The organism is Mesorhizobium comanense, from assembly GCF_005503535.1.
Taxonomy (GTDB): Bacteria; Pseudomonadota; Alphaproteobacteria; order Rhizobiales; family Rhizobiaceae; genus Mesorhizobium; species Mesorhizobium comanense.
In genome coordinates, this window is the sequence record NZ_SCNN01000006.1 from 209159 (window position 1) to 233274 (window position 24116).

Genomic DNA, 24116 nt, shown 5'->3' on the forward strand with positions numbered 1-24116 from the left:
GCCATCTGGATCGAGAGAGTTCCAAGTCAAGGCTTGGAGATGCTTCACATTCGCGTTTGGATTGGGCCAGGTCTGCGGGCGCTCGCTCCCTTGCGGCCGGTCCGCCGGTGCGGTGGTCGACGCTTACGCCAGCTTGGCCAGCAGCCTCATGAAGGTTGCGACTTCCTTGGCCGAGAGAGGCGCCAGCGTTTCCTGCGTGATCTCCCTTGCGAGCGGAATAAGCCGTTCGATCGCCGCGCGGCCATCCGGGGTCAGATTGACCAGCAGCCGCCTCTTGTCGACCTCATGTCTGGAAAGCTCGACCAGGCCGCGCGCCTTGAGCCGGTCGATGACACCCTTCACCGTCGCCGCGTCCATGGCGATCATAGTGCCGAGCTGGTTCTGCGAGGTCTCGCCGACATCGCGCAGCTTGGCCAGCGCCGCGAATTGCGGCGGCGTCAGGTCGCCGATCCGGCCGGCGAAGATCGAGACATGGCGCTGGTGCGCCTTGCGCAGGATGAAGCCGACCTGCTCCTGCAGCAGGTAATCCTGATCGTCCGGCCCTTCGGCCTCAACCAGCTTGAGCAGATTGTCCCCGCCGCTCACCGCAGCCCGTCCCAGGCTTTTATCTCGTCGGCCGCGAGGCCACCCATGCGGTTATGGATGCGTGGGCCGCAGGTCATGGCCAGACAGAACAGGATTTCGTCAGGGCGCGGGCCGTCGCTGACGCCCACTTCCATGGCGTCGAAATGGCTGCGCACATAGGCGGCGTTGACGTGGCCGATCGGGACGTCGAGCTTCGAGCCGAAGGCGCCGACCTTCTTGGCCGAGGGCACGATCGCCTTGGCGTCGCCCAGCCGCTCGCGCATGGCGTAGCCTCCGGGCACATGCCAGAGCGCTCCGTGCTCCAGTTCGCCCGCCGTGCCGACAATGGCGCCCTTGCCGTAGCCGTCGATCTGTTTCACGTCGCCGCCAAGGGCGGCGATCAGCCGGTCGGTGAGCAGCAGCCCGAGCGGCTTCAAATCCGCCATCGCGCTCTGCAGGTCCTCGACATAGCGCCCGGCGAACAGGTTCTTGACCACAGCCATCGCCGCCGCTCGCCGGCGCGGTACGGTCGCAACAGGACCGCCCTCGTGAAAGATCTCTTCGCTCAGCACGGCGATTTTGCGGATCGGAAACTCAGGCATGTGCTACTTCCTCCCTTGAACTCTTCTTGGGCGCGGCGATTGAAATCGAGCCGCTGATGCGGGCCTCTCCGGCCAGAAACAGCGCCGATGCGGCGATCAGGCCGCGCCGGCGGAAATCTTCGGCGACGGCAAGGCCATTGTCCAGCGCCCGCGCCACTTCGCCAGGCGCAAGCGTGCCGACGCCTTGCGTCACCAGCCGCGCGCCGAGATCGCTGTCCGGCGACAGGTCGCGTGCCGGAATTCGGTTGATGGCGGGATTACCGGGCAGATCCACCGCATTGGCGATGAGCGTCGCCGCCGCATCGGCCTCGGCGCCGGTGCGCGCGAGCACGGTGACCGCGTCGGCGATGCCCAGCGAGAAGGAGCGGCCGCGCCAGCCGCTGGTGGCGACGCCTCTTACGCCATCCTCGGCGCGGATCGTGATCCGGTCCGCCATGCCATTGCCGGTGCCGGCGACCGCCAGCCCCATCGACCGGCCCTTGCCGATGTGGAGGGCGCTGTCGCCGCCATTGTTGACATAGGCGCGATCGAGTTTGCGGCCGGCAAGCAGCGCGGCGAGCATTTCGTCGGCTACCGATCCCGCAACTGCGGCCATCGGTGTGATGAAACATTCCGCCAGAGGCATGACGGCGGCTTCCATGCGGCGCGCCGTCGGGCCGGCGAAGGTGCGTGGCGCCAGGAAAAATGCCGGAAGCCGCAGTTCGGGAAGTTCCTTGACAAGTTCGATCAGGATCGTCTGGAAGCGCGCGACGGCCTGCTCATAGGCCATGCGACACTCATCCACATCGCCAAAGGCCTCGACGATCAGGTCGATCGGCCCATGGTTGAGATGCAGCCGCTTGCCGTCCTCCAGCCAGTGCGCTTGCGGTCCCTCCATCACCCGGCGGCCCCGTTTGGTGCGGCACGCCGCAACTGCGCCAGCGGCGGCCACGGGTTGCCGTCCGGCGAGCGGGTGCCCTGGCGCGCGTTGAGGTATTCACCGCCCCTGGCGACAATGTCCGCCACGCTGCGGATCTCGGCTTCGTAACCGCCAAGCCTGATGTAATCGTCGCGGCGCAAGGTGAATTCGATCGGCGCGACCAGCGCCGGCGTGGGCACATAGCCGAAAGCGCCTTCCGGTACCCTGGTGACATCGACCATCAGCGTGATGCCGCCGCCCGGCCATACATAGACCGGGGCGCCGCCGACGGTGACATAGGTCTTCAGGCCGTGCACCGAGCGGGTGAGATTGACCGGGTTTTCGGTGACGCCGGCGCGCAGCGAACCACCGGCGCCGCCGATGAACAGCACGGTGCACAAGGCGGGCTCGCAATTGTCCTCGATCAGATTGACCGACTTCTGCAACCGTGCCGGAAACGGCTTTTCGACGGGCTTCAATTCATCATCGAGCTCGTAGTAGGCGAACTGTTCACCGGTGGTCGAAACCATCAGCAGCGACAGGCCGGGCCGGGCGCCCTTCTTGGCATTCCACTCGCCAAGGATCGAGAGCGGGTCGGAAATCGAGGTGCCGCCCCAGCCGAGACCGGGCTCGGAGACCTTGAAATAGCGGCCCGGCGTCGAACGGCGCCCGATGATCTTTATTCCCGTATCTTGCCAGCCCAGCACCTTTCCGGCCTGGTGCTCGGAAACGACGCCGGTGATGTGGTCGTCGACCACAACAACCTCATCGACCAGTCCTCGCCATTGCGTGGCGAACATGCCGATCGTCGCCGAGCCGCAGCCGACGCGCATGCGGTGTTCCTGCTTGCCATCTATGACAGGTGCTTTGCCGGCTTCGACCGTTATGGTGGCGCCGCCATCGATGGTCAGTTCCACCGGCTTGCGGTTGCACAGGTCGAGCAGCGCATCGCAGGTCGCCCGGCCTTCCGCCTTCGAACCGCCCGTCAGGTGATGCACCCCGCCCAGCGAGAGCATCTGAGAACCGTATTCACCGGTCGTGACATGGCCGATCGCCTCGCCCTGCGAGCGCACGATCGCCGTTTCCGGTCCGATATGGCGGTCGGTATCGATCTTCACCTTGACGCCGCAATACGAAAAAATGCCTTCGGTGACCACGGTGACGAGGTCGATGCCCTCGACCTCCTGGCTGACGATAAACGGCGCTGGCTTGTAGTCGGGGTATGTGGTGCCGGCGCCGATCGCGGTGACAAAACGGCGGCCGGTGTTGACCAGTTCGCCGTTCCACGCTTCGCCCTCGGCGACGAAAGGCACCATCGCCGCGCCGGTCTCGGCCGCGTGGTCGAGGATGGTCAGCGGGTCCATCCGCACGATCCGGCCGCCGACATTGCCATAGCGGTCGCAGGCGCCGGTGCGCCCATCCGCGATGTAGCACATGACGGGGCAGGCATCGCAGCGGATCTTCTCCGCCACCAGCTTCTCGCCGGGATCATGGGTTTCGAAACGTTCGGCAAGCTCGCTCATGCGCGTGCCTCCTTGTCGCGGATCGCCGCCAGGATGCGGCTTGGCGTCGCCGGCACCTTGGTGACCAGCACGCCGGTGGCGTGGCGGATGGCGTTGAGGATCGCCGGGGCGGTCGGGATCAGCACATGCTCGCCCAGGCCCTTGGCGCCGAACGGCCCTTCCGGGTCGGGAACCTCGACCAGGATGGTCTCGATCGGCGGCACGTCGCCGATGGTCGGGATGAGGTAGTCGTGCAGGTTCTCCGTGCGCCCGGGGATATATTCCTCCATCAGCGCCATGCCGATGCCCTGGGCGATGCCGCCTTCGATCTGGCCCTCGACCAGCAGCGGGTTGATCGCCTTGCCGACATCATGTGCGGCGGTGATTTTCAACAACTTCACCGTGCCGAGCCTGAGGTCGACTTCGAGCTCCGCGATCTGCGCGCCATAGCCATAGACGGCATAGGGCTTGCCCTGGCCCTTGGCGTCGAGCGGCAGGGTCGGCGGGTCGTAGGTCTCCTCGGCGCGGAAGATCAGGCCATCGGCATCGGCCTCGAGCCCGGTGAGCTCGATGCGGCGCGTCGCATCGCCTTCACGCATGACGATCGCCGTGCCGTCCAGCTGGAGGGAGGCCTGTTCGGAGACGTTGGCGAAGCGCAGGATTTTCTCGCGCAGGGCGCGCCCGGCCTTCTCCGCCGCCTTGCCGGTCACGAAAGTCTGGCGCGAGGCCGAAGTCTTGCCTGCGTCGGGGCTGATCGCCGTGTCGGCGCTCCGAAGCCGGAATTTCGCCAGCGGCAGGCCGAGCGCATCGGCGCAAATCTGGGTGATGACGGTGTTGGAGCCCTGGCCGATATCGACGGCGCCCTGGTGCAGCACGACCGTGCCGTCGGCCGCGATGCCGACCCGGATGGTGGAGGGGTTTGGCAGCGAGGTGTTGCCACAGCCATACCAGCACGAGGCCACGCCGACGCCGCGCTTTGTATCCGCGTGGACACTGTTGAAACCGTCCGCATCCGCCTTGGCGCGCGCCCAATGCGGCCTCAGCGCCTCGAGGCATTCGGCGATGCCGACGCCGGATTCCAGACGCTGCCCCGTAACCGTTTCGGAGCCGTTCCGAAGGCAGTTCTTCAGGCGAAAATCGAGCCGGTCTATGCCAAGCTTGCCGGCCAGCTCGTCATAGAGCGTTTCCTGCATGATGGTCGCCTGCGGCACGCCGAAGCCGCGGAAGGCGCCGGAAATCGGTCCATGCGTGTGGATGGCACGGCCCTCCGCGCGGTAGTTCGGTGTCGCATAGGGTCCGGAGGCATGCACCGGCACGCGGTTGGCGACCGTCGGGCCCCAACTGGCATAGGCGCCGGTGTTGAAGTCGCCCGCGAAGATCATGCCGGTGACACGGCCTTCGGCATCGGCGCCGATGGTGGCCTTCATCTCGGCTGGATGACGCTTGGTGGTCGACATCATCGATTCGTTGCGCGTGTAAGCGAGTGCGGCCGGCCGCCCCGTCTTCAGCGCCACAAGTCCGATCAGCGGCTGCAGCGAGACGTCGAGCTTGGAACCGAAGCCGCCGCCGGTCGCTGTCGGCACGATGCGCACCTTGTCGACGGGCAGCCCAAGCACCTTGGCGGTGTCGTCGCGGTCCATATAGGGCGCCTGCGTGCAGGCGACGATCACCAGCGTGTCGCCGTCCAGATAGGCATGGCCGGCTTCCGGCTCGATATAGGCGTGCTCGACATAGGAGGTGTCGATGGCGCCGGAGACGGTGACGGCGGCACCGGCAAGCGCCGCCTCGGGGTCGCCGCGTTCGACAAAGCCCTTCGTCAGGAGGTTGGCCGCACGGCTGTTATGGACCAGCAACGCTCCTTCGGCCTGTGCCTCCGTCGGGTGAAGGAGATACGGTAGCTCGCTCCAGCGGATCGGGAAATCCGACAGGTCGAGATCGAGCATCGCCTCGCGCTCGCCCGCGACCAGCGCCACCGCCTCCCCCCGAAGCCGCACGAAGCCTTCGGCCAGAGCCGGCTGGTCGGCGAACGGGCCGATGACGCCGAAGCAGTTCTTCCCGGGAACATCGGCTGCCGTGAAGATTCCGGCGATGCCGGGATGCGCCTTGGCCCAGCCGCCGAGATCGCCGAAAGTGAAGCCGGCGTGGTAATGCGGCGAGCGAATCACCAGCACGCCAAGCGCGTCGGCCGGGAAGGAGTCGCCACCGAATTTCTCGCCGCCGGTAACTTTTGGGATGCCGTCGAGCCTGATCGGTGAGGAGCCTACGGCGCTGCCAGAAAGTGGCATTCTACGATCAAGACCGAAGTCAAATGAATGGCGTTGGCGCTGCCCCTCACCCTTACCCTCTCCCCGTATAGAGACGGGGAGAGGGGGCGTCGACGCTGGAGCTTGTCCCTTCTCCCCGTCACTATACGGGGAGAAGGTGCCGGCAGGCTGATGAGGGGCGGCGCCGTCGGTCGATGGTTCGAACCGGTCCGCATCCATCACCGCCGCGATGATTTTCCTGTAGCCGGTGCAGCGGCACAGAATACCGCCCAGTGCATCCTGAACCTCGGCCTCGGTCGGCCTGGGTTTCACATCCAGCAGCGCGGTCGCAGCCACCAGCAGCGCCGGCGTGCAGATGCCGCATTGCGCCGCGCCATGGGCGAGGAAGGAGGCCTGCAACGCCGACAGCCGGCCATTGGCGAGCCCTTCGACGGTCGTCACGGCAGCGCCGGACACGGAAGCCGCCGGCATCAGGCAGGCGCAGACGGGAGCGCCGTCGACCAGCACCGTGCAGGCACCGCAGTCGCCGGCGTCACAGCCGACCTTCGTGCCGGTAAGCCGCAACTCGTCGCGCAGAACCAGGGACAGCCGGCGCAGCGGCGGCACGTTGACCGAGACGGCGGTGCCGTTGACCGCGAAGGCGATATCGGCCCGTCCGAGGTCGGGCCCGCCCGCGTCCAGACCGAGCGGAGCATCATCCAGTTCAGGCAGAACCTGGCTCATGTCGGGCAGAACCTTGCTCATGCCACCGCCACCATGTGGTCGTTCGTTTCCGTGGCGGCCATCAGCACGGCCCGGGCCACGATCTCGCGCACGGCATCCAGCCGGTATTCGGCGCTGCCGCGCACATCGGCGATCGGCGACAGCTCCGTCATCGGCGCGGACTGAACGATCGCGGCAAGCCCGCGATCAGCCGGCGACCCGATCAGTTTCGCCTCGACACCTGCAAGTCGCCTGGCGACGGCCGAGCACGATCCAACGGCGATAGCCGCATCCCTGACAGTCGCGTCCTCGATCACCAGGCGCGCCGCCACCATGGCGATGGAAATCACGAGATAGCGCCGCGCGCCAAGCTTGACGAAAGCCGATCTGCCGGCGGGCTTCGGCACCCGGATCGCCGTCACCATCTCGCCAGGCGTCAGGGCCGTGCGACGGTTACCGAGAATGAAGCCGGACAAGGGCAGATAGCGCGTGGCCGCGGCAGAGCGCAACTCGACCTCGGCGTCGAGCACAAGCAGCCCAGGCACGCCGTCCGCTGCCGGCGAGGCGTTGCAGAGATTGCCGGCGACGGAAGCGACGTTCTGGATCTGCGGCGACCCGACTTCCCGCGCCGCCTGCTTCAGCGCGTCGAAGGCTGGCGGCAGCGGACGGCGGATAATGTCCGTCCATGTCGTGCGCGCGCCAATGACAAAGTGGTCGTCCGTCTCGGCGACGCCGCGCAGCGAGGCGAGAGCATTGATATCGAGCACATTCTCGCGGACCGGCCTGGTGCCCTGGGCCGGATAGAAATCGGTGCCGCCGGCAAGGATGCGCCACGCACCCTCGCCAAGCAGCGCGAGCGCCTCTTCGACCGTGGTGGGTTTCGCGTAACGGATCACGCTTTGCCTTCCCAGAGAGTGGGCCTTCCCCGAAATTGGCCCTCCCAAGGTGTTTGCCCCGGGATGATCTTGCCGGCGCGAGAACCGGAAATTCATTCGTATGCAAATGATATCAAGCTGGTGGAATTTGTCAAAGCCAGAGTTGGCTCCGCTGTCCAGGCCACAACGCGATTGTTATGTCTTCGGAGGTTGACGCGGCCGTCCATCTGGTCAAGTTTCTGCCTCCGGTCGCGTCAGCGGCATCTTTCTACTGGAGCCTGAGCCCAAGACAGAGAAGAAGGAGGCCCAATGGCCGACGAAGCGCTTGTTGTCATCGACCTTCAAAACGACTTTTGCCCGGGCGGCGCCCTGGCGGTCGCCGGCGGCGACGAGATCGTGCCGCTGGTCAACGACCTGATCCGCCGGACCGACCATGTCGTGCTGACACAGGATTGGCACCCCGCCGGCCATTCGAGTTTCGCCTCCAGCCACGCCGGTGCGCAGCCCTTCACCACGATCGACATGCCCTATGGCCCGCAGACGCTGTGGCCGGATCATTGCATCCAGGGCAGCCTCGGTTCGGACTTCCATTCGGGACTGGCATGGACCAAGGCCGAGCTGGTCGTCCGCAAGGGCTTTCGGCCCGCCATCGACAGCTACTCCGCTTTCTTCGAGAACGATCACAAGACGCCGACCGGCCTTGGCGGCTATCTCAGGGAGCGCGGCATCGGCGCCATCACACTGGTCGGGCTCGCCACAGATTACTGCGTCGCCTATTCGGCGCTCGACGCGGTCAAACAGGGGTTCAAGGTAACGGTGCGGCTGGATGCCTGCCGCGGCATCGATCTCAACGGATCGCTCGAGACGATGATCGCGCGCATGCGCGATGCCGGCGTGACGCTCGAAGATCACGCGGAGGACTGACCTGCCCGTGAGGCGTCGAGGGGGACTTGCGGGGCTTACGAAAACACTGGCGGCGGGTGTGATCGCCCCCGCCATTGCCGCTTTTGCGCAACCGGCTTTCGCCGCCGACGCCCACGCTTTGCCCGGCGCCTCGATGTCGCTCTGGTGGGCGCTGCCCTTTGCCGGCCTGCTGCTGTCGATCGCCACCGGACCGCTGCTGTTCCACCATGTCTGGGAACATCACTACGGTAAGATCGCGACGCTGTGGGCCGCGCTGGTCATCGTGCCGCTGGCGCTGGCCTTTGGAGCGCCTTCCGCCACCGAGGCGGTGCTGCACGCGCTGCTCACCGAATACATGTCCTTCATCATCCTTTTGTTCGCGTTGTTCACCATTTCGGGCGGCATCCTTGTCGCCGGCAACATCCACGGCACGCCGCTGGTCAATGCCGGGCTGCTGCTGATCGGCGCGCTGCTGGCTTCGGTCATCGGCACGACGGGCGCGTCGATGATCCTGATCCGCCCGGTCATCCGCGCCAACGACGCCAGGCCGTTCAACGCCCATGTGGTGGTCTTCTTCATCTTCCTGGTGTCCAACATCGGCGGCTCGCTGACGCCGCTCGGCGATCCGCCGCTGTTCGTCGGCTTCCTGCGCGGCGTCGACTTCTTCTGGACCACCACCAATCTCTGGCGCGAGACGCTGTTCACCGGCGGTGCGGTGCTGGCGATATTTCTTGTCATCGACATCATGCTGCATCGGCGCGAGGCCGGCGCGCCCAAGATCAAGGATCCGACGCCCGACTCGAAGGTGCGTCTCCGCGGCCTGCCCAACCTGCCGCTGCTTGCCGGCGTGATCGGCGCCATCCTGCTGTCGGCGACATGGAAGCCCGGGGTCAGCCTTGCCATCCACGGCGTGAATCTGGAATTGCAGAACCTTGTGCGTGACGCCGTCATCCTGGCGCTCGCCTTCGTTTCGCTGGCTGTTTCACGCAAGGAGTACCGTGAGGCAAATGGATTCAACTGGGGTCCGATCGCGGAAGTGGCGAAATTGTTTGCCGGCATTTTCATCTGCATCGTCCCGGTCGTCGCCATCCTCAGGGCCGGCCACGACGGCGCGCTAGCGCCATTGGTCGCGCTCGTCACCTCGGCGCAAGGCACGCCCAACGACCTTGCCTACTTCTGGCTGACCGGTGCGCTGTCGTCCTTCCTCGACAATGCGCCCACCTATCTGGTGTTCTTCGAGCTTGCGGGCGGCGATCCGCGCCATCTGATGACCGAATTCGCCTCGACGCTGGCGGCGATCTCGGCGGGCGCGGTGTTCATGGGCGCCAACACCTATATCGGCAATGCGCCCAACTTCATGGTCTACGCCATCGCTCGCCAGCGCGGCGTCACCATGCCCGGCTTCTTCGGCTACATGATGTGGTCCGGTCTGGTGCTGATCCCGACATTTTTGGTTGCAGGCTGGCTGTTCTTCGGGTGAGCCGGCGCAACAATGATGTACCGTCAGCGCTGCCCCTCATCCGCCTGCCGGCACCTTCTCCCCGTATAGTGACGGGGAGAAGGGAGATGGCCGCGACGCCGATGCCCTTCCGGCAATGTTCATGATTGGCGAAACCAGCGGTGACGGCGTCCTTCTCCCCGTCACTATACGGGGAGAAGTGCCCGGTAGGGCGATGAGGGGCGGCGCTGTCGTCTGCAGACTGTCATTGTCGTTGCAATTGCAGCAGTCTCAGCCAACGCCGACATAGCGCCTGACCGCTGACGGGTCGGCGCGCAGCGCCTCGACGTTGACCGTCTCGCGGTTGCGGCCGTTCTCGATGAACGAGACACGGTCGGCGACCGACAGCACGGCATCGACCCGCTGCTCGACCAGAATTGTCGAGACATCCATCTCGCGCAGCTTGGAGACGGTCTCGCGGATCTTCGCGATCATCGACGGCATCAGCCCTTCAGTCGGCTCGTCGAGCAAAAGCACCCGAGGCTCGAGACACAGCGCGCGCGCCATGGCCAGCATCTGCTGCTCGCCGCCGGAGAGCGTTCCCGAGCGCTGCCTGAGCCGCTGGCGCAGCAGGGGGAAGAGGTCGAGGACGTTTTCGCGCACGGCCTTGCCCTTGCCGCGCGCCATCAGCCCAATCTCGATGTTTTCGGCCACGGTCATTTCGGCAAACAGCCGCCTTCCTTGCGGCACATAGGCGACTCCGGCCTTCGGCACGTCATGCGCGGGCAGGGTGGTCAGTTCCTTGCCCTCTAGCTTGATCGAGCCCGAGCTCGCCCGAACCAGGCCCATGATCGCCTTCAGCGTTGTCGTCTTGCCGGCGCCGTTGCGGCCGAACAGGCACAGCACTTCGCCCTTGTTCAGCACGAGGTCGAGGCCATAGAGCACCTGGACCTCGCCGTAGGAGCAGTCCAGTCCCGAGATGGCAAGTGCAGGGGATGCCGCCTCGGTCATGGCGCCGTCCCCAGATAGGCTTCCTGCACCGCCGCGTTCTCGCGGACCTGCTCCGGCGTGCCCTCGGCCAGGATCCTGCCGGCGTTGAAGACCGTGATGCGGTCGGCCAGTTGCATGACGACCGGCATGTTGTGCTCGATGAGCAGCACGGTGGCACTCGCAGCGATTTCGCGCACCAGCGCGATGAAATTGTCGATCTCGCTGTCGGCCAATCCTTGCGTGGGCTCGTCGAGAATAAGCAGTCGCGGCTTCAGCGCCAGTCCCATCGCCACTTCCAGCAGGCGCTGATGGCCGTAGGACAGTTGCCCGGCCAGCGTGTGGGCGCGTTCCGCCAGGCCGGTGCGTTCGAGCGCGGCCATCACGCCGGCCTTGACCGCTCCCTTCGAGCGGCCATCGCTCAGCGTGCGCTGCGCCGGCAGCGCCACATTGTCGTAGGCGCTGAGATTGGCGAAGATGCTGGTGATCTGAAACGTGTAGGCAATCCCCCGGCGGACCCTGACATAGGCCGGAAGGCCGGTGACGTCGGCGCCGTCGAAGACGATCATGCCTGATGAAGGCTGGATACGGCCGCTGACCAGGCTGACGAAGGTGGTCTTTCCCGCTCCGTTCGGGCCGATCACGGCGCGGATCTCGCCCGGCATCAGGGCGAAGTCGACATTGTCGACCGCGCGCAGGCCGCCGAAATTCCGCGACAGGCCCTTGGTGGTCAAAAGCGGCGTCATGGCAGCCACCCGAGCCAGCGCTGGCGGATGGTGCCGAGAATGCCCTTGGGAAAGAACAGCACCAGCAGGATCAGCGCCACGCCGACGATCAGCAGATAGGCCGAGGTGTAGCCGCTGGTGATATCGATGACATAGTACATGAACAGCGTGCCGATCAGCGGCCCAAGCGTCGTGGCGGCGCCGCCGAGCAGCACCCAGAGCAGCGGCAGGATCGAATATTGCACCGAGGCGAAACTCGAGCCGACATAGCCGAACAGCAGCGCGTAGGCGGCGCCGGACGCCGCGCAGATGGTTCCCGAGATCACCACCGCTGAGAGCTTGTTCGAAAAGGTGTCGAAGCCCAGCATCTTCGTGCGCTCCTCGTTCTCGCGGATGGCGACCAGCACCCGGCCATATCGGGATCGGACGATGGCCAGCGTGATCAGCAGCGCGACCGAAAACAACGCTAGCGCACTCATATAGCGCACGGTCGGATTGGTGAGATCGAGCACGGTCGCACCGAACGTGAGGACGCGCGCCGGCTGCGGCACGACCTGACCCTGGTCGCCCCCTGTCCATGCCGCGAAATAGAGAATCAGCAGATAGAAGACCTGGGCGAACATCATGGTGACGATCATGAAGGCGACACCCGTCGTGCGCAGAGCCAGCAGCCCGATGATGGCGGACAGAACGACGCCGCAGGCGAGCCCCGCGGCAAAGGCGGCCGGCACGCTCCAGCCGAGCTGGATGATGGCAAGCCCGGCGCCGTAGAGCCCGGCGCCGAAGAACATGGCATGGCCGAGGCTGAGCAGGCCGACATAGCCGAACAGCATGTTGTAGCCCATGGCGAAGACCGCCAGCACCATGATGCGGGCGAGCAGGCCGTGATAATAGTCGGGCAGCACGAAGCTCAGCCCAAAAAGCAGCGCAATAACGCCGAGATGCAGGCCATAGGCCTTTGCCGGCGAAGCCTCGCTCATCGCGATGCCGTTCCGAACAGGCCTTGCGGGCGGAAGACCAGCACCATGGCGACCACCAGGGTGGCGATGATCTTGGCCAGTGTCGGCGAGAAGAACATCGAGATGATGCCGTCGGACAGGCCGATCAGCACGGCGGCAACCACGGTGCCGCGCAGCGACCCGAGGCCACCGATGATGACGACGATGAAGGAGAGCAGCAGCGGGTCCTGCCCCATGAGGTAGTGCGCCTGGCTGATCGGCACGATCAGCACCGCTGCGATGGCGGCCAGCATCGCGCCGAGCGCGAAGACGCCGCCATAGACGCGGCCGACGGGTATCCCGAAAGCCTGGGCCGTCTCGGCATCATACTGCGTCGCGCGCATGATCAGGCCGATCCTGGTGCGGGTGAGCACCAGCCATGTCGCCGTCAAAAGCAGCGCGGAAGCGGCGATGATGGACAGCTTGTAGCCGGAATAGCCGAACCACGGCAAAAGGATGCGATAGCTGAAAGGCGGCTCGACCGGCCGCGCCTCCGGACCATAGAAGGTCAGGGCCAGCTGCTGGATGATGTAGAGCATGCCGATGGTGGCGACGATGGTGGCTTCCGGATTGTAGTTGAGCCGGCGCAGCACCAGCCGCTCGGCGACCAGCGCTATGGCGCCGACGATCAGCGGGGCAATCACCAGCGCCGCCAGGAAGCCGAGCGCCGGATGGCCCGATACCGCCGTCGAGATCGCCCAGGCAAGCACGGCGCCCAGCATGAAGAACTCGCCATGCGCGACATTGACGACCCGCATGACGCCGAACACCAGCGACAGTCCAAGCGCCGTCAGCGCCAGCACGGCCGAGGTGACGAGACCTTCGAGGGTGGCAAGGAGGAGATGGGGTCCGAAATGCATGGGCTATGCACCGAGGGATGCGCGAGGCACCCCCCTCTGCCCTGCCGGGCATCTCCCCCGCAAGGGGGGAGATTGGATGTCGCCACCGGGTCCGCCAATCATCAGCCCCGGCAAATAGGCGCTGCCGCGCGAACCGCCGATCTCCCCCCTTGCGGGGGAGATGGCCGGCAGGCCAAAGGGGGGTGACTTGGCTCCCACGCTTAGAGGCAAAGCCGGGTCTAAAGCGCCTGCGTCGTATAATCCCCTTCGGCCTCGTAAAGCCCGTCCTCGATCTTGGTCTTGTGGACGACCTTGAGCTTGCCGCCTTCGACCTTGGAGATGTTCTGGATGCCGAAGCATTGATGGATCTTGCCGTTGAAGGTTTTTGGCCCCTGCGGATGCTCCGGCCCTTCGGCGAATTCCTTCAGCGCCTCGGTTGCCTCGACCAGCTTGGCGCGGTCTTCGGGTCCTTTGTAGCCGGCATCTTCCATCGCCTTCTTGACGACGTAGAGCGTTTCCCAGCAGCCGAACATGTGGGCAGCGGTGGAGACGTCCTTGGGGTCGCCGACGGCAGCGCCATTGTCGTCGATGCCGACGGCGGCGCGATAGGCCTTCTGCGCGGCGGAATCGTCGGCCTGCGCATAGCGCGGCGAACCTTCCCAGAAGTGGCTGCCGTCCAGAAATTCGAGCCCGGGGCTGTTGATGTCGACGGCTTCCAGCGAATCGATGAAGCCGAACAGCTGCGGCCTTTGCGAACCGTAGAACTCGCCGAGTTCCTTGACGAAGGTGAGCACCGCCGGACCGACCATCACGTGATAGATCACCTCCGTCTCGGCCGGGATCTGCGGGAAGTATTTGGTGAAGGAGCTTTCCGTCGGCGGGATGGCGATCTGCGCGATGACATCGGCGCCCTGTGCCTTCAGCGCCGGCGGCAGGTAGTCGCGGTGATCGTAGCCGAAGGCGAAATCGGGGAAGATCTGCGTCACCTTCTTGCCGGCATTGGCCGCGATCCACGGCGCCATGGACTGGATCTGGCTCTTCACGTCGGTGATGCCCGGCTGGAAGACGTAACGGTTGAGCTTGGTCGAGGCGACGTGGTGGCCCTCGCTGACCACGAAATAAGGCATCTTGGCCTCGCCTGCGGCGGGGGCCGAGCCGATCACGACATGCGAGAACAGCGTGCCGAAGACGATGTCGGTCTTGTGCTGGGTGGCGAACTTGCCGACCACCTCGGCGCCGCGCCCGGGATCGGTGCCGTCGTCCTCGATGATAACTTCGACCGGGCGGCCGTTGATGCCGCCGGCATCGTTGATCGCCTTGATCGCCGCCGCGGTGGTCTTCTCGTACCAGCGGCCATAGGCGGCGCCGATGCCGGTGCGGTGCGACTGGAAGCCTATTCTGATCGGCGCCGAGCTTTGCGCCTGGGAGTAGCGGACGAAACCAGGCGCCATGGCAAGGCCGGCGCCGGCGGCCAGGCCCTTCAGCGCCGTGCGGCGGGTGAGCCCGGTTTTCTGGAGGTTGAAGGTCTTGCTCTTGTCCATATGCCGTTCCCCTTGTTCAGCGTTAGGAGCGCAGAAGTCCGCTCATGTCCGGAAGTCGAAAAATTGCATGTGTACAAACTAAATCACCAAAGTCCGGACACGGCAATGCCGGTTCCCTAGGGGAAGTGACGTTTATTTTCCAGTGCAAACCGACTAGCCGACCGTCGGTGTCGCCAGCAGCCACAGGCCGAAGACGGTGTAGGCGATCATCAGCAGGGTAAGGGGAAGCTGGCTGAGTGCGGCGCCGGCAGGCCGAGGATGCAAGCGCCAGGCAAAGCCGTGCGCGACGAGCACGGCCAGCACATGGCCCGCTATGATGGCGCCGGCCTGGATGTTCCACAGCCACCAGGCGGAACTGGCCCCGGCGACGATTCCGGCCTCGACCTGCATGTCGGCGGTGCCGAACAGGTTCCAGCCCAGCGCGAACGGGTCGGAGAGCGAGGCTGCCGCGTACTGGCCGTCGACCAGCAGCGCCGTCAGGTAATGGGCAACATGGTAGGCGAGCGCTATCGGCACGATCGACCATACCAGCAGCCCCGCCGCTTGGGCGAGCGGCTGGTTGCCTCCGGCAAGGCGCTGGCCGAGCCAGACGGCAAGCAGGAACACGCCCGCAAGCAGCACGAAGGTTGCGACGAGCCCGAGCGTGCCGCTGCCGATCACAGCCGTGCGGCCGGGGAATTCGAGCGGGTTTATCCCGAACAGGCCGAGCCAGAAGAAGGTTTTGGACAGGCCGTCGAACGAGACCGATGACAGGGCAAGCAGCAGGAAGGCGACGCCGCCGGGCGGCAGCGGCTCGGCCGCCAACAGCTTGGCGCCTGGCCAGCACAGGCCAAGCCGGCCATGTTCGTCGCGCTCGACCGGCGCGAAACGGGCGACCATCGAAAAGAAGATGCTCAGGAATTCGCCGCTTCGGCTCCATCTGTCATAGCCGAACAGCAGCATGGCCAGGAAGGTCAGCAGCAAGTAGAAGCCGGCGGCAAGGGCCAGCCGTGCCGGGTCGTCGGGCGCCGGATCGATGAGCTCGAACCAGGCAAAGGCGAAGAACAGGACGACGGCCGGCCAGCAGCCCAGCCATCGGGGAAGGCGCCGGCATGCCTCGTCGCCCCTGCCGGTCAGGCGCGAGATCAGGCGCCACGGTCCGTACCATGGGTTCAGCCATGACCAGAGGTCGCCAAAGACGCCCTGCAGCAGGGTGAGGCCCGCCAACAACAGCGTCCACACCACCAGCGGCAGTGGGTTGGACAGAGGGTCGCGGCTGCCGAAAAAGCCGGCGACCACAAGAATTGCAAAGCCGGCAAAGGATATCAGGCTGATGGTGGTGCGGGCATTGTCGCCGAAGGTGAAGAGCGGCAGGCGCCGGCGCCAGAAACGGTCGAGCAGGTCTGCCGGCAGCAGCGCCAGTACGAGGAAGCTGGCGGCGACGGCAAAAGCGCCGCCGACGAGATAGTAGCCGGTCGGAAGGAGCAGGACATGGCCGCGGTCGGAGGCGTGGGCGAAGGCTGGAGTGGGGAGGGATGCGAATAAGCAGGTGAAGCTTGTCTTTAAGAGGCGACGGCCTTCGCCGCTGAGATCCTTCACACCCCCCTCTGTCCTGCCGGACATCTCCCCCGCAAGGGGGGAGATTGGCCGCGTCTGCCAGCCCGCCTCTTTGTTCGACGTTGAAAATTGGCGAAAGCCTCGGCGACATCCGATCTCCCCCCTTGCGGGGGAGATGTCCGGCAGGACAGAGAGGGGTGTGAAAGAATGCGACTTCGGGGTCATGTCCCTTGCGACCACACTATCCTCACACCTTGACCAGTTGCTCCACGCGGTCCTTCTCGCCGAAGATGCGCAGATAACGCTGGATCTCCTTGTCGTCTCCCGTCGCCTTGGCCGGATTGTCGGAAAGCTTCACCGCCGGCCTGCCATTGGCCTCCGTCACCTTGCAGACCAGCGAGATGGCGTCGAGGCTGTTGGTTTCGATCGGCGCGCAGCCTTCGAAGTCGTTGGTCAGGTTGGTGCCCCAGCCGAAGGACATGCGCACCTTGCCCTTGAAGTGCCGGTAGGTCTCCTCGATCGTTTCCACCTCGAGTCCGTCGGAGAAGATCAGCAGCTTCTGCTTGGGGTCCTTGCCCTTCTCGCGCCACCAGGACAGGATTTTCTCGCCGCCCTCGATCGGCGGCGCGCTGTCGGGCCGGAAGCCGGTCCAGTCGGCCACCCAGTCCGGCGCGTCGCGCAGGAAGGACGCCGTGCCGAAGGCATCGGGCAGTACGATCAGGAGGTTGCCGCCGTAATAGCGCTGCCAGTCCTGCAGCACCTTGTAGGGCGCCTGTTTCAATTCCTTTTCCGAATTGGCAAGCGCCGCGAACACCATCGGCAGCTCGTGCGCGTTGGTGCCGAGCGCCTCGAGGTCGTTGTCCATGGCCAGGAGCACGTTGGACGTACCGGTGAAGGCATCGCCGATGCCTTCCTTCAGCGCCTCGACGCACCAGCGCTGCCACAGGAAGGAGTGGCGCCTGCGCGTGCCGAAATCGGAAATGCGGATGCCGGGCAGCGCTTTCAGCCGCTCGGTCTTGGCCCACATCTTGGCCTTGGCGCGGGCATAAAGCACATCGAGCGCGAACGGCCCGAAGGCCCGCATCGCGGCGCGGGACCGCAGTTCGTTGATGATGGCGAGCGCCGGGATTTCCCATAGCGTCGTGTACATCCAGGGGCCGGCGAAGGAGAGCTCGTACTGCCCGTCGCGCCTGGACAGCTCGTAGTCGGGTAGCCGGAAGCCTTCCAGCCAGGCGAGGAACTCCGGCTCGAAGATCTGCTTGCGGCCGTAGAAATTGTTACCGCCGAGCCAGATCATCTCCTTCTTGGAGAAGCGCAGCGTACGCGCATGGTCGAGCTGTTCGCGCAGTTCGCCCTCGTCGATGTCATCTGCGAGCCGCACCGAGGTGGTGCGGTTGATCAGCGAGAAAGTGGCATCGACCTTGGGGTACATGCCCCAGATCATCTGCAGCATCAGGAGCTTGTAGAAATCCGTGTCGAGCAGGCTGCGCACGATCGGATCGAGCTTCCAGGTGTGGTTGTAGACGCGCCGCGCAATATCGGTCCTGGCCATGTCTCGTTACCGCCTTCGCTGCCTGCCTTCCACAATCGCGACAGGCCTCATAGCATCGAATTGGCCAAAACGCTGCCCGCTTTCCGGCTGGCCCGACAAAAAGAAAACCCTGCGGCAACGGCCGCAGGGTTCCCGTTCATGACGCTGCGATCAATAGCAGTAGTAGGCGTATTCGCAGTAGCCGTTCCAGTAGCAGTAATACTGCCAGTAGCAGACGGCCTTGGAATTGGCCTTCGCCATGGTGCGCACGTCGCCGGCAACCTTGGTGATCAGCTCGTCACCCTGGGCAAGGCCTTCGGCCTTCTTCAGCACCGTCTCGATGTCGAAGCTGGCGCCCTTGTCGCCCTGCTGGCCGTCGGCCAGCACGCGGCCGGGAACGCTGGCCACCATCTTGGCCGCCGTCACCAGGGCGAGCGCGTCGCCCTTGGCTTCGCCGTAGCTTTCGAGAGCCCGCGCCGTCTGCAGGATCTGGCGGCCTTCGGCCTGCTGGGCAGCCGAAATGTCGGGTTTCTTGTCTTCCGCGAGCGAGGCGCCCGCGGTCAGGCTGGTGGCGGCCAGAAGGCCGGCAAGAAGCAGTTTCTTCATCATTGGTCAGTCCTCTGTTGTGTCGGTTCATTACCCCCACCGGCGGTCAATCGTTCCGCCGGCGCTTCCCCAATCGATGCCGCCTCCCTTCGCAGCGAGACCAGTTGCGGACCTCTCGGGCGCCGGCCATGCCGGCGCCTATTCCTTCCTGCCGCCCGGGCGGCCTATTTGCCCACCACGGTCGTGAAGGGCCGGATGTCGATCGACATTTCCTCGTCGATGCGCGGCGATTTGCTTGCCGACGTTCGCGTCATGTCATTGAGCCCCGTCGAAACCAGATCCTGCAGGTCGGACAGTTCCGCTGCCGTCTCCTGGCCCACGGCAGCATCGCGCAGACCCTCCTGTTCGAGGTTGTCGAAGACCGTATGGGCCTTGCCCAGTCCAGGCACGGCAATGACGACCAGGCGTTGGTCACTGGCCGCCGAGCCGGGATCGATCTGGGCGATGTCGGCATTCTTCTGGTCGCCCGGGGCGATCCGGTTGATCGTGCCCTGGGCCGGCCACAGCGTGGTGATCGAAAAATCCTGATCGATCAAAAGCACCGTGACATCGACGGGCTTGGGGCCGCCATTGCTCATTTTGACTGAGATTATGTCGCAGCCGCCAAGGCGCGGCGCCGGTCCGGCCTCCGCCGGCGGCTCATAATCGGCGCGGTCGTCGGAACAGGTTTTGGCGGCAACGGCCCGCGGCCTTGCCTTGGCGATCAGCATCCGTGTTTCCAATCCGACCGCCTGTCCCGCCGCGCTGCCAGCCAAGCGCTGCAGCGCCAGCGCGCGTGCCATCCGGCTGATGGCCGCAGCCACCGTCGAGGCGGCGGCCGACGGGTTGTCGGGCAATGTCAGGCGTGGCGACGAGCCCGGTCCGTTCTGGTCGATCTGTCCGCCCGTGGCGGAGAAGGCCAGCTTGCCGTCGACCAGCGCGACCGCGACGTCGTATCCACTCGACCGCAGCGATATGCGCCTGGACAACGCGTCGGACGTCAACGCCGCCCGCAGCGCGGCGATCGCCGGAGCGTAGTCCCTGCCGTCCGCCGGGTCGAGCCTGACGGGCTTGGACAAGGTCACGGAGAAATCGACGCCGGGTTCGACGACGCGCGCGAAGCGCCCTTTCCTGAACGCTGTCTCATCCGGCGCGGCGGGACAGGAGCCGTCCTTCAGGGCAACCGGGCATGGCCATGCGATCTGGGTCACGACGCTTCTGGTCGCGCCGGCGCTTTCGATGACGCCATGGGCGACGGCTTCTGCATCGGGCGCGGCGGGGTCCGTGTAGAGCGACACGATCGTGCCGTCGCTGAGGCCGGCAAGCTGGCCGGCCTGGAGGTCTCCGGCATAGATCGGCCATTGCCGCACGACGGGCGCATTGCCCAGCCTCAGAACCGGATCGTCGATCAATGTGCCCTCCAGGTCCGGTGTCTGCGTCGCCATCAGCGTGTTGCGCTTGATGTCGGCGACCACGGCCTGGTGCAGCGTCCGGTATGTCAGGTTCGGCGTCTGGTTGAGCCGGCTCAGCATCGTGTAGGTGAACACGCCGTAGCTTTCGCCGTCCGCGGCTCCCTTTGGCGTCTTCTCCAGCGCCACCTCGGTCGTCTGCGCGGCATAGAAGAAGGCGGCGCGTCCGCGCCCCTTGGGCGGCGGCTTCTGCTCCAGCGCGATGGATCGCTGCGATGACACCTTGTCGGCGGGTTCACCAAGGTCCACCGGGTCGACGCCGCGGGCCCGGGCGTCGTCGCCGAAGACATCGCGAAAGCCGCTGGCGGAGTGGCACGCGTCGATGACGCCGAAGAAGTCGGCGCCCTTGTCGAGTATGCGCTGAACGCGCTGCCCAAGCTCGTCATCGACGATGGCGCGGTCGACGTTTTCGCCGTTCCATCGGCCGATGTCGTAAGGGAGGAAAATCTGGTCGAGACCGCCTTCCTCGTCGCCGTTGAGGTCGGGCTGCTGCGAGCCATGCCCCGAGAAATAGAAGATGATGAGGTCGCCGTCCCGCGCCGTGTCCGCGAGATGGTCCAGCCCCGTCAGGACCGCCTCCCTCGTGCCTGGTCCAGGCGCGGCTATGCCGGCATCCAGGTCCCTGACGCCATCAGCGAGCACGGTGACATTCTTCGCCGGGACGCCAAGGCGAACGAGCGTGTTGGCGACTTCGCGCGCATCATTCTTCGGTCCGACAAGGTGGATGGCTTCAGGGAGGTTGGGATAGCCGGATACGCCGACCACAAGCGCCCTGGTTTCGGCATGTACCAGTGTACAGCCAAACAGAAAGACACCGGCAAAGACACACAGCCGCCCCAAGCGCACAAACATGCCGCTCGCCCACCGCTATTTTAGCCCCGGCTTATAGTCGCAAGCCAAGGCCGCCCATGTCCAGTTAAATCGCGAAGTTTGTCCGCCTGATGACCGTTTCAATGCAACGGTAACGGCCTTTACCCCGGCAAGGTGGATTCGCTTCACGGTCTGACGCCGATCGTCAGCGTGTGCCCCTGGCGCCGATAACCCTCAGCCGTGGACGCTTGTGACGGCTGATCGACCGACCACCGGCCGGCGCATGAGCCCGGCCGTCGTCCTGCTCCTTCTCGGCGAAGAGCCAGTCTATGAAGACCTGAACGATAGGCGTCGTCCGCATCTCGCTGCGGCAGACGACATAGAAATCGTCGACCGCGGGTACCGACAGGCTGAACGGCGCTACCAGCATGCCCCTGGCCAGCAACGCGCTTGCCGTCACCGAGTCGCCGAGCGCTACGCCGTGACCGTGCACGGCAGCCTCCACTGCCATGCGGGCGTCGCCAAGATGATGGCGCCGCCCCCGTTCGAGATCCAGCGCGTCGGCGGCCGCCAGCCAGGTGTGCCATTCGCGGCCGTCGTCGCCGTGCAGGAAGACATGGTTGGCGAGGTCGCGCACGCCGCGGATCGGGCGGTTGTTGATCAATGTCGGGCTGACCACGGGAAACAGCTCCAGCCCCGACCATTTGCGCATCCAGCAATCGGCCCAGCTGCCATTGCCGTAATGCACGCAGACATCGATTTGCGGCGCCCTGATATCCCTGGGGTCGTTGGATGGGATCAGTGTCAGCTGGATGTCCGGATATTGCGCGGTAAAGCTGCCGAGCCTCGGCGTCATCCACAGAAGCAGTAGCGCCGGCACGCAGGACACCGACAGCGCGCCGCTGCTCGCCGGTCGCGTCAGCCGCTGCGTGGCGGCGGCAATGCCGTCGAAAGCCGCCGATACCGCCGGCAGGAGCTCCGCCCCGTGCGGCGTCGGCTTGACCCGCTGGCCGGCGCGCTCGAACAGCTTGACCCCGAGCGATTGCTCCAGCGCCTTGATCTGGTGGCTGATGGCGCCATGCGTGACATTCAGTTCACTCGCCGCCTTGGTCAGCGAACCATGGCGCGCCGTTGCCTCGAAGGCGCGCAGCGGATTGAGCGGTGGCAGGCGCTTGGCCATTGGGGTCTCGATAGTTTGTGAGTTTTTCTCACAGAAAACACCGTAACAATATCAATTGCTTTTTCAATGGGACTACCGGACACTTTGGTCCAGAGCAGCATCAAGACGTGAAATCTGCAGGCAGCCAGCGGGAGAGGAACCCGGCCGGAAGGCGGTCGGTTCGCTTGAATCCACCGGTGGCGCAACGGCGTAAATCAAGGAGGAATGGACATGGGCTACAACAGCGGCAAGCTCGAAGCGTTGCGGCGCAAATATGGCGAGAGCCATGGCGGCGAGATGTTCGACCCGAAGTTCCGCAAGGTCGCCGACAAGATCTTCTCCAAAAGCGGTACGCGGCTTGCGCCCTATTCCGGCATCCCGACCTTCCTTGCCGCGCCCTATCGCGAAGTATCGGCCGAGACCCCGGATTTCGGCGATCTGCAGGTTGCCATGATCGGCGTGCCGATGGATCTCGGCGTCACCAACCGGCCGGGCTCGCGCTTCGGGCCGCGCGCATTGCGCGCCATCGAGCGCATCGGCCCGTACAATCACGTCCTGGAATGCGCGCCGACGCATGAGCTGAGGGTCGCCGACATCGGCGACACGCCGTTCCGCAGCCGCTACCGGCTCGAGACCAGCCATGAGGACATCGAGCGCCGCACCAACCAGATCGTCGACGCCGGCGTCATCCCGCTGTCGGTCGGCGGCGACCATTCCATCAGCCATCCCATCCTGAAGGCGGTCGGCAAGAAGGCTCCGGTCGGGCTCATCCATATCGACGCCCATTGCGACACCAGCGGCCTGTTCGACATGACCAAGTTCCACCATGGCGGACCGTTCCGCAATGCGGTGCTGGACGGCGTGCTCGACCCGACGCGCACCATCCAGATCGGCATTCGCGGCTCGGCCGAATATCTGTGGGAGTTCACCTACGAGTCCGGGATGACCGTGGTCCATGCGGAAGAGGTAACCGGGCTCGGCATCCCCGCCATCATCGAGAAGGCGCGCAAGATCGTCGGCGACGGCCCGACCTATGTGTCCTTCGATATAGACAGCGTCGATCCGGCCTTCGCTCCCGGCACCGGCACGCCGGAGGTCGGCGGGCTGACGACGCGCGAAGTGCTCGAATTGCTGCGCGGTCTCAAGGGCCTCAACATCGTCGGCGGTGACGTCGTCGAGGTGGCGCCGCAATACGACTCCACCACCAACACCGCGCATGCCGGCGCCCAGGTGCTGTTCGAGATATTGAGCCTGATGGTCTTCAGCCCGGCACTCACCGGCAAGAGCGCCTGACGATCAAGACAGAGGCGGCCGCCGCGCTGGAGCCGGCGGCCGACCCAGACAATCAAAAGCTTCCAGAAGGGGAATAAGAATGACGATCCACTCGACACTGAAATCATCCATTGCCGCCGTCCTCGTACTCGGCGCCGCCGGCTTCGGCTTTGCCACGCAGGCCGCCAGCGCCGACGCGCTGGCCGACATCACCAAGGCCGGCACCATCAATGTCGGCGTCTTCGCCGACTTTCCGCCCTTCTCCTCGGCCAGCGCCGACATGAGCCTCAAGGGCTATGACATGGACGTCGCGCAGTACATTGCCGACACGCTCAAGGTGAAGCTCAATCCGGTCGCCGTCACCGGCCAGAACCGCATCCCTTATCTCAACGACCATCGCGTCGACATATTGATGAGCGTCGGCTACTCGAAGGAGCGCGAGCAGGTCATCGACTTCGCCGCCGCCTATGCGCCCTACTACATCGCCGTGATCGGCCCCGCCGCGATGAGCGTGAAGGGCAAGGAAGACCTCGCCGACAAGTCGATCGCGGTCAATCGCGGCACGCTCGAAGACACCTCGCTGACCGAGGCCGCGCCCGCCTCGGCCGACATCAAGCGCTTCGACAACTATAACGCCGTCATCCAGGCCTTCATCTCGGGCCAGACCCAGCTGATGGTCGTCGGCAACGATGTCGGCGCGCAGGTGCTGGCCAAGCAGGATGCGCTGAAGCCGGAGCAGAAGTTCCAGCTCCTGACCTCGCCATCGCATATCGGCCTCAACAAGAATGAGGATGCGCTGAAGAAGGCGGTCAACGATGCCGTCGCCAAGATGCTGGCGGAGGGCAAGCTGGACGAGAGCTCGAAGGCCTGGCTGAAGACGCCGCTGAACCCCGACAATCTGAAGGACTGAATTCCC

General features: G+C 65.2%; 20 protein-coding genes. 4 read left to right on the forward strand and 16 right to left on the reverse strand.

The annotated features are described in order from the left end of the window. Positions 1-123 precede the first annotated feature (123 nt). Genes FFS37_RS13375 through FFS37_RS13400 form a run of 6 tightly spaced genes read right to left on the reverse strand, consistent with a single transcriptional unit; the run spans position 124 to position 7428 of the window. Positions 124-585, reverse strand: coding sequence for a MarR family winged helix-turn-helix transcriptional regulator (locus tag FFS37_RS13375; RefSeq protein WP_137931425.1), 462 nt, complete (start codon positions 583-585; stop codon positions 124-126). Next, on the reverse strand, positions 582-1166 hold the full coding sequence (locus FFS37_RS13380) for an amino acid synthesis family protein (RefSeq protein WP_137931426.1): 585 nt from the start codon (positions 1164-1166) through the stop codon (positions 582-584). The genes FFS37_RS13375 and FFS37_RS13380 overlap by 4 nt, the downstream gene beginning before the upstream one ends. Further along, positions 1159-2043 carry a UPF0280 family protein gene (locus tag FFS37_RS13385; protein ID WP_137931427.1) on the reverse strand — a complete coding sequence of 295 codons (885 nt, stop codon included), beginning with the start codon at positions 2041-2043 and terminating at the stop codon, positions 1159-1161. Before FFS37_RS13385 ends, FFS37_RS13380 begins: the two co-directional genes overlap by 8 nt. Then, positions 2043-3587 (reverse strand): 6-hydroxynicotinate reductase, encoded by a 1545-nt coding sequence (locus tag FFS37_RS13390; RefSeq protein ID WP_137931428.1) that lies wholly within the window; start codon positions 3585-3587, stop codon positions 2043-2045. The genes FFS37_RS13385 and FFS37_RS13390 overlap by 1 nt, the downstream gene beginning before the upstream one ends. Then, positions 3584-6574, reverse strand: a complete 2991-nt coding sequence (locus tag FFS37_RS13395) for a molybdopterin-dependent oxidoreductase (RefSeq protein WP_232375643.1) — start codon at positions 6572-6574, stop codon at positions 3584-3586. Before FFS37_RS13395 ends, FFS37_RS13390 begins: the two co-directional genes overlap by 4 nt. Further along, on the reverse strand, positions 6571-7428 hold the full coding sequence (locus FFS37_RS13400; protein WP_137931429.1) for an FAD binding domain-containing protein: 858 nt from the start codon (positions 7426-7428) through the stop codon (positions 6571-6573). The genes FFS37_RS13395 and FFS37_RS13400 overlap by 4 nt, the downstream gene beginning before the upstream one ends. Positions 7429-7716: 288 nt before the next feature. Between FFS37_RS13400 and pncA the strand changes: the two genes are divergently transcribed. After that, positions 7717-8331, forward strand: coding sequence for a bifunctional nicotinamidase/pyrazinamidase (gene pncA / locus FFS37_RS13405; RefSeq protein WP_137931430.1), 615 nt, complete (start codon positions 7717-7719; stop codon positions 8329-8331). A gap of 46 nt (positions 8332-8377) precedes the next feature. After that, positions 8378-9790, forward strand: a complete 1413-nt coding sequence (locus FFS37_RS13410) for a sodium:proton antiporter (protein ID WP_137931538.1) — start codon at positions 8378-8380, stop codon at positions 9788-9790. Between the two features lie 249 nt (positions 9791-10039). Here the strand turns inward: FFS37_RS13410 and FFS37_RS13420 are convergent, their stop codons facing one another. The 10 genes from FFS37_RS13420 to gcvA all read right to left on the reverse strand — a co-directional run bounded on the left by FFS37_RS13420 (position 10040) and on the right by gcvA (position 21949). Continuing rightward, a complete protein-coding gene (locus FFS37_RS13420) occupies positions 10040-10759 on the reverse strand; it encodes an ABC transporter ATP-binding protein (protein ID WP_137931431.1) in 720 nt (239 codons plus the stop codon). Further along, positions 10756-11481 (reverse strand): ABC transporter ATP-binding protein, encoded by a 726-nt coding sequence (locus FFS37_RS13425; protein ID WP_137931432.1) that lies wholly within the window; start codon positions 11479-11481, stop codon positions 10756-10758. The genes FFS37_RS13420 and FFS37_RS13425 overlap by 4 nt, the downstream gene beginning before the upstream one ends. Then, positions 11478-12440 carry a branched-chain amino acid ABC transporter permease gene (locus FFS37_RS13430; RefSeq protein ID WP_137931433.1) on the reverse strand — a complete coding sequence of 321 codons (963 nt, stop codon included), beginning with the start codon at positions 12438-12440 and terminating at the stop codon, positions 11478-11480. Before FFS37_RS13430 ends, FFS37_RS13425 begins: the two co-directional genes overlap by 4 nt. After that, positions 12437-13318, reverse strand: a complete 882-nt coding sequence (locus FFS37_RS13435) for a branched-chain amino acid ABC transporter permease (RefSeq protein ID WP_137931434.1) — start codon at positions 13316-13318, stop codon at positions 12437-12439. The genes FFS37_RS13430 and FFS37_RS13435 overlap by 4 nt, the downstream gene beginning before the upstream one ends. A gap of 218 nt (positions 13319-13536) precedes the next feature. Continuing rightward, positions 13537-14838, reverse strand: a complete 1302-nt coding sequence (locus tag FFS37_RS13445; protein ID WP_137931435.1) for an ABC transporter substrate-binding protein — start codon at positions 14836-14838, stop codon at positions 13537-13539. A 153-nt stretch (positions 14839-14991) separates the two neighbouring features. After that, on the reverse strand, positions 14992-16440 hold the full coding sequence (locus FFS37_RS13450; protein ID WP_137931436.1) for a hypothetical protein: 1449 nt from the start codon (positions 16438-16440) through the stop codon (positions 14992-14994). A gap of 181 nt (positions 16441-16621) precedes the next feature. Beyond that, a complete protein-coding gene (gene pncB, locus FFS37_RS13455) occupies positions 16622-17926 on the reverse strand; it encodes a nicotinate phosphoribosyltransferase (RefSeq protein ID WP_137931437.1) in 1305 nt (434 codons plus the stop codon). A gap of 150 nt (positions 17927-18076) precedes the next feature. Then, positions 18077-18514 (reverse strand): hypothetical protein, encoded by a 438-nt coding sequence (locus FFS37_RS13460; RefSeq protein ID WP_137931438.1) that lies wholly within the window; start codon positions 18512-18514, stop codon positions 18077-18079. Positions 18515-18675: 161 nt separating this feature from the next. Continuing rightward, positions 18676-20811, reverse strand: coding sequence for a caspase family protein (locus tag FFS37_RS13465; protein WP_137931439.1), 2136 nt, complete (start codon positions 20809-20811; stop codon positions 18676-18678). A 163-nt stretch (positions 20812-20974) separates the two neighbouring features. Then, positions 20975-21949: a transcriptional regulator GcvA gene (gene gcvA / locus FFS37_RS13470; RefSeq protein ID WP_137931440.1), complete on the reverse strand. Its 975-nt coding sequence runs from the start codon at positions 21947-21949 to the stop codon at positions 20975-20977. A 210-nt stretch (positions 21950-22159) separates the two neighbouring features. Between gcvA and speB the strand changes: the two genes are divergently transcribed. Together speB and FFS37_RS13480 are read left to right on the forward strand one after the other, a co-directional pair. Next, positions 22160-23221, forward strand: a complete 1062-nt coding sequence (gene speB, locus FFS37_RS13475) for an agmatinase (protein ID WP_137931441.1) — start codon at positions 22160-22162, stop codon at positions 23219-23221. Positions 23222-23300: 79 nt separating this feature from the next. Continuing rightward, positions 23301-24110 carry a transporter substrate-binding domain-containing protein gene (locus tag FFS37_RS13480; RefSeq protein ID WP_137931442.1) on the forward strand — a complete coding sequence of 270 codons (810 nt, stop codon included), beginning with the start codon at positions 23301-23303 and terminating at the stop codon, positions 24108-24110. Positions 24111-24116 lie beyond the last annotated feature (6 nt).

What these genes read in the sequence shown, in the direction of transcription:
- FFS37_RS13390 (WP_137931428.1), bottom strand. Translation starts at nt 3,587, where the DNA reads ATGAGCGAGCTTGCCGAACGTTTCGAAACCCATGATCCCGGCGAGAAG.
- FFS37_RS13425 (WP_137931432.1), bottom strand. Translation starts at nt 11,481, where the DNA reads ATGACGCCGCTTTTGACCACCAAGGGCCTGTCGCGGAATTTCGGCGGC.
- FFS37_RS13480 (WP_137931442.1), top strand. Translation starts at nt 23,301, where the DNA reads ATGACGATCCACTCGACACTGAAATCATCCATTGCCGCCGTCCTCGTA.
- FFS37_RS13395 (WP_232375643.1), bottom strand. Translation starts at nt 6,574, where the DNA reads ATGAGCAAGGTTCTGCCCGACATGAGCCAGGTTCTGCCTGAACTGGAT.
- FFS37_RS13380 (WP_137931426.1), bottom strand. Translation starts at nt 1,166, where the DNA reads ATGCCTGAGTTTCCGATCCGCAAAATCGCCGTGCTGAGCGAAGAGATC.
- pncA (WP_137931430.1), top strand. Translation starts at nt 7,717, where the DNA reads ATGGCCGACGAAGCGCTTGTTGTCATCGACCTTCAAAACGACTTTTGC.
- FFS37_RS13450 (WP_137931436.1), bottom strand. Translation starts at nt 16,440, where the DNA reads ATGTCCGGCAGGACAGAGGGGGGTGTGAAGGATCTCAGCGGCGAAGGC.
- FFS37_RS13445 (WP_137931435.1), bottom strand. Translation starts at nt 14,838, where the DNA reads ATGGACAAGAGCAAGACCTTCAACCTCCAGAAAACCGGGCTCACCCGC.
- FFS37_RS13435 (WP_137931434.1), bottom strand. Translation starts at nt 13,318, where the DNA reads ATGCATTTCGGACCCCATCTCCTCCTTGCCACCCTCGAAGGTCTCGTC.
- pncB (WP_137931437.1), bottom strand. Translation starts at nt 17,926, where the DNA reads ATGGCCAGGACCGATATTGCGCGGCGCGTCTACAACCACACCTGGAAG.
- gcvA (WP_137931440.1), bottom strand. Translation starts at nt 21,949, where the DNA reads ATGGCCAAGCGCCTGCCACCGCTCAATCCGCTGCGCGCCTTCGAGGCA.
- FFS37_RS13430 (WP_137931433.1), bottom strand. Translation starts at nt 12,440, where the DNA reads ATGAGCGAGGCTTCGCCGGCAAAGGCCTATGGCCTGCATCTCGGCGTT.
- FFS37_RS13465 (WP_137931439.1), bottom strand. Translation starts at nt 20,811, where the DNA reads ATGTTTGTGCGCTTGGGGCGGCTGTGTGTCTTTGCCGGTGTCTTTCTG.
- FFS37_RS13420 (WP_137931431.1), bottom strand. Translation starts at nt 10,759, where the DNA reads ATGACCGAGGCGGCATCCCCTGCACTTGCCATCTCGGGACTGGACTGC.
- FFS37_RS13385 (WP_137931427.1), bottom strand. Translation starts at nt 2,043, where the DNA reads ATGGAGGGACCGCAAGCGCACTGGCTGGAGGACGGCAAGCGGCTGCAT.
- FFS37_RS13460 (WP_137931438.1), bottom strand. Translation starts at nt 18,514, where the DNA reads ATGATGAAGAAACTGCTTCTTGCCGGCCTTCTGGCCGCCACCAGCCTG.
- speB (WP_137931441.1), top strand. Translation starts at nt 22,160, where the DNA reads ATGGGCTACAACAGCGGCAAGCTCGAAGCGTTGCGGCGCAAATATGGC.